This window comes from Candidatus Termitispirillum reticulitermitis (assembly GCF_054655775.1).
The window spans coordinates 1-4,703 of record NZ_BAAIHG010000077.1; the positions used below are offsets into that span (position 1 = coordinate 1).

5 protein-coding genes are annotated in these 4,703 nt (G+C 45.5%); all 5 read left to right on the top strand.

The genetic code is table 11. The features are described from left to right. Window positions 1–28 precede the first annotated feature (28 nt). Window positions 29–676 (top strand): hypothetical protein, encoded by a 648-nt coding sequence (locus AC1MDJ_RS06740; RefSeq protein WP_479690168.1) that lies wholly within the window; start codon window positions 29–31, stop codon window positions 674–676. A 92-nt stretch (window positions 677–768) separates the two neighbouring features. Beyond that, on the top strand, window positions 769–1,722 hold the full coding sequence (pdxA, locus tag AC1MDJ_RS06745) for a 4-hydroxythreonine-4-phosphate dehydrogenase PdxA (RefSeq protein ID WP_479690169.1): 954 nt from the start codon (window positions 769–771) through the stop codon (window positions 1,720–1,722). Then, window positions 1,715–2,527 (top strand): 16S rRNA (adenine(1518)-N(6)/adenine(1519)-N(6))-dimethyltransferase RsmA, encoded by an 813-nt coding sequence (gene rsmA / locus AC1MDJ_RS06750; RefSeq protein ID WP_479690170.1) that lies wholly within the window; start codon window positions 1,715–1,717, stop codon window positions 2,525–2,527. Before pdxA ends, rsmA begins: the two co-directional genes overlap by 8 nt. Window positions 2,528–2,563: 36 nt before the next feature. Beyond that, a complete protein-coding gene (locus AC1MDJ_RS06755) occupies window positions 2,564–3,688 on the top strand; it encodes an acyl-CoA dehydrogenase family protein (RefSeq protein WP_479690172.1) in 1,125 nt (374 codons plus the stop codon). Window positions 3,689–3,791: 103 nt separating this feature from the next. Then, the coding region (locus AC1MDJ_RS06760) for an acyl-CoA carboxylase subunit beta (RefSeq protein ID WP_479690171.1) at window positions 3,792–4,703 on the top strand (912 nt) is incomplete at its 3' end.

Genomic DNA, 4,703 nt, shown 5'->3' on the forward strand with positions numbered 1-4,703 from the left:
TAGGGCAAATTCTCGTTGGAGGTTATGTATGAGGAAACTGTTATACGTTTTAACATTGTGTGTTGCTTTTGGAACTTACTCTTTTGCTGGGTTTTATGACGAAAATCCAGAGTTCAATCACAACAGACGTTGGAACATCTCTGTTGGTGGCACTTCTGCGCCAGATGTGAAGTACACTACTCCGCTCCCAGCTGGTCTTGAGACATCGCCGAGTATGGCTGGTGCAATTGAATTGGACTTCCAATTATTTTTCAATAAGAACTTCGGACTTGGGATAAGTGCCGCTTCGTCTACTTTTGAAGAGACGTTGAGCGTGGGTAGTACTTATGAAGAATTAATTACGACTGCGAGTTTTACGAGCTTCATGTTTTTATGCAGGTATCCGCTCGGCTCACATCTTGATGTCTATGGTAGCGTAGGGTTAACACTAGCGGAAGTAACAGCAGAATATGAGTTGACCACGTTTACTCCATCCCCAAATACTCTCGTTGACTCTTCAAACAGCGGCTCTAAAGTTGCTCCTACATTAGGTGGTGGCGTGAACCTATATGCTTGGCACTTTGTCTTTGGCGCATTTGTCCAGTATATACCTAAAGTTAAAATAACTGTAGCTGACGATGCTAAGGTTGAAGCCCGCGGTACACTTGCTGGTGGCAGAATAGGGCTAGCATTCTAAATTATAAGGCAGGTTGTTTTGTCAATAACCTGCCGTCCTCTAGGCTACATATTGTCAATAGACTTTTTCCATTTTTCATTTATAATCGCTCTATGAAACCAATTGCCGTAACTATCGGTGATATTGCTGGGGTAGGAGCGGAGATTACCGCCAAGCTACTGTTGGACGGCGATTTTGTCCGCAAATACCCATTTGTCCCTGTTACGCCTAAGTTTGTCTTAGATGATGCATTTAAGAATATATTGCACATGACCTCGCCTGAATATCCAATTATAGAAACGCCTGTCGTAGAGGCTTTCTCTATCAAATATGGCACTCATAGTGCCAAGTATGGCGATATTGCAATGAAAGTCATAGCAAAGGCTGTAGAGCTAGCTGTGGCGGGTGAGGTTGCTGCAATAACTACCTGCCCTATAAACAAGCATAGCGTAGCTATGGCGGGCTATGACTTCTATGGTCATACAGAATATTTAGGTGCGCTCACAAAGACGGCTGACTTTTCAATGCTATTAGCCTCTGAACATGTGCGTGTTATCCCAGTGACCACACATTTGCCTATTAGTAAGGTTGCAGGGGCATTAAAGACAGATAATATATATGTAGCTATACGCAATGCACACAATGCGGGCAAGTTTTTTGGCGAACCCAATCCGCGTATAGCCGTAACTGGACTTAACCCGCATGCAGGGGATAGCGGCACGTTGGGGGACGAAGAGGCGCAAATAATTGCACCAGCAGTCCAGAGAGCGCAAGCTGACGGTTTTAATGCCGATGGTCCGTTTGCGGCGGATTCGCTGTTCGCACGAGTGGCGGAATATGATTTTGTCGTAGCGATGTATCACGACCAAGCACTGATACCCATTAAGATGGTTGGTTTTGGCTCGGCAGTCAATATCACGTTGGGGCTACCTATAATACGTACGTCCGTTGACCACGGCACGGCGTTTGATATTGCTGGCAAGGGTATAGCTAGCATTTCTAGCCTAAAACATGCCATTATAATGGCACATAATATGGCTGATATGGCAGCTAATAGTAATGTCTGATTTAATCAAGCGTTTCCGTGCGGAATATGGACATACCAAAAAATCATTGGGGCAACACTTCCTGACTAACGCTCATTTTATAGAGCTGATAGCTGACGCAACGGGTGGCGGTTGTATATGCGAGATAGGTGCAGGCTGCGGCGTGTTGACTGAGGCACTGGCGAAACGGACTGCAGAGCTAACGGCAGTGGAGATAGACGACACGGCGGTGCGTTTTTTAGAGGCTCATAAAGCAGAGCTATTCCCCGCATTAAGGCTAATAAATGACGATATACTGAACGTAGAATTGGATAAGCTATATGACGAGCCTATTACCGTAGTCGGCAATCTGCCATACAACGTATCAGTCAAAATAGTAGAGCATTGCACAAAGTATATAGGCAATATTCGCAAGCTGGTCTTTATGTTTCAACGTGAGGTAGCAGCTAGAATCAATGCCAGTCGTAATAGCAGGGAATATTCATCTCTATCAATCTTCTGCTCCTATCATTACGATATAAAGAAGCTATGTGCTATCAGCGGAGCAAACTTTTATCCGAATACAGAGGTCTATTCCACTGTGCTGGAATTTACCCCTAAGGGCAGTCGCCCGTTAGGTGCGGATGATGAAGTTAATTTTTTCAACTTAGTGCGACAAGCGTTTTCACAGAAACGTAAGACGTTGAGGAACAACTTAAAGGGCTATGAGGGTTTGAGTGAAGCTCTATCAGCTATGAATTTGACAGAGAAAGCGAGGGGAGAGGAGCTGTCTTTGGAACAATTTATAACAATGTATAAATTTATAGTTGAAAAATATTCTTTTTAGTGATAGAGTGCCTCAGTTGAGGGGGCAGTGGACAAAATGAGGCTCAGCGAAAAACATAATAATTTACGGGCGGCTGTTCGCTCTGTGGCTCTTGCGGAGCTTGCTCCTCGTGCGGTGGAAGCCGATGAGACTATGGCTTTCCCCATGGAGCAGTTTAAGGCTCTTGGCAAGCAGAACATGCTTATGGTTAAATACCCTAAGCAATACGGTGCCATATATGACGACAACCTCTGTGGCGCAATTGTTGCCGAAGAGACCGCAAGGGAGTGTTTGTCGTCGTCAACTACAGGACTTGTTCAGATGTTATCTGGGGACTGCATATATAAATTTGGCTCTGAAGAGCAAAAGATGAAATATTTGCCAAAACTTGCTACGGGCGAGTGTATAGGTTGTTTTGCTCTAACAGAGCCGGGCACTGGCTCGGATGCCGTCAGTGTGTCAACCACTGGGGAGGACAAAGGGGACTACTATCTCGTCAACGGAACTAAAACATTTATCACCAATGCTGAATTCAGCGATTTCATAGTTGCTATTGTTAAGACTAATCCTGACAGAGGTGCTCGCGGTATGACTGCGATGATACTAGAGAAGGGGCAATATAGGGTATCTAAGCACGAAGACAAGATGGGTATGCGTGCATCTAACACCTGCGAGGTGGTTATTAGCGATGCTAAGGTGCCTAAGGCTAACGTGTTGAACAAACCGGGGTTGGGCTTTTTGGTGGCTATGGGGGCACTGGATGGCGGGCGCATAGGTGCTGCGGCTCAGTGTGTAGGCATGATGCAGGCGTTGCTAGATGACAGCATAGCCTATGCCAAGAAGCGGGTGCAGTTCGGCAAGCCGCTCAGTGCTCAGCAGGCTATTCAATGGATGATTGCTGATATGGCTAAAGACTTAACGGCTGCTAGGTTGTTGACTTACCATGCGGCGGAGCTTGCCGATGCGGGCGAGCCGTTTGCCAGCGAAGCTGCTATGGCAAAGGTATTTGCGGCTGATGCGGGGATGAAACATGCGGTGAACGCTGTGCAGATACAGGGTGCTTATGGGTATAGCAAGCCGTCTAGGGTGGAGCGGATAATGCGTGATATAAAATTACTGGCTATTTATGAGGGCACATCGGAGGTTCAACGTATGGTAATATCAGCCAATACGATGAAATAGGGAGTAGTGAAGTAAAATATTGTTATAAAAATTAAAATTTTGTGTTGCCAAAACGTAGATAAAGATTTATAATCTTTTTCATAATTAAAAGTGAGGACAGACTATGGACATGAAAGAAAGGATGAAGAAGCTTGCGGAAGCAAAGCAGAAGATTGAGCTTGGTGGCGGTAAGGATAAGATTGAGAAGATTCACAGCGAAGGCAAGTTCACCGCTCGCGAACGTATCTCTACACTCTTAGACAAGAGCACTTTCCAAGAACTTGGTCAGTTTGTAAAGCATCGTGCAGTTGAGTTTGGCATGACTTCTAAGGAAGTTGTTGCTGACGGTGTTGTTACGGGGCACGGCTTGGTTGAGGGCAGACCGGTTTATGTTTCTAGCCAAGACTTCAGTGCTTTGGCGGGAACAGTGGGCGAAGCCCATGCGCGCAAGATATGTGTTGCTATGGACGCTGCACTCAAGAATGGTGCTCCGTTTGTATGTATTAACGACAGTGGTGGTGCTCGTGTGCAGGAAGGTGTTGATGCGCTTTCAGGCTATGGCGAGATATTCTACCGCAACGTTAAGTCTAGTGGCGTTGTCCCGCAAATTAGTATCATTGCTGGTCCTTGCGCAGGCGGTGCAGTTTATTCGCCAGCGTTGACTGACTTTATCATTCAGATAAAGAATCAAGGGCAACTTTATATCACTGGTCCTAAGGTTATTAAGCAGGTTACTGGCGAAGAAGTTACTATGGAAGACTTGGGTGGCACGGAACCACATGCTACTAAGTCTGGCGTTATACACTTTGAAGCAGAAGACGAAGAAGATGCGCTGAATATTACTAGGCGTTTGCTTTCATTCTTCCCATCTAACAATGCTGAACTGCCCCCTTTGATAGAGGCTGACCACAAGGACGTTGTTGAAAATATACCTGCTCTTAATGCTGTTGTGCCTGAAGCATCTAATGCACCTTTTGATATGTATGATGTAATCAGCATTGGTGATAAATGTTTTAGTTCCGTTGACGAGATAGTA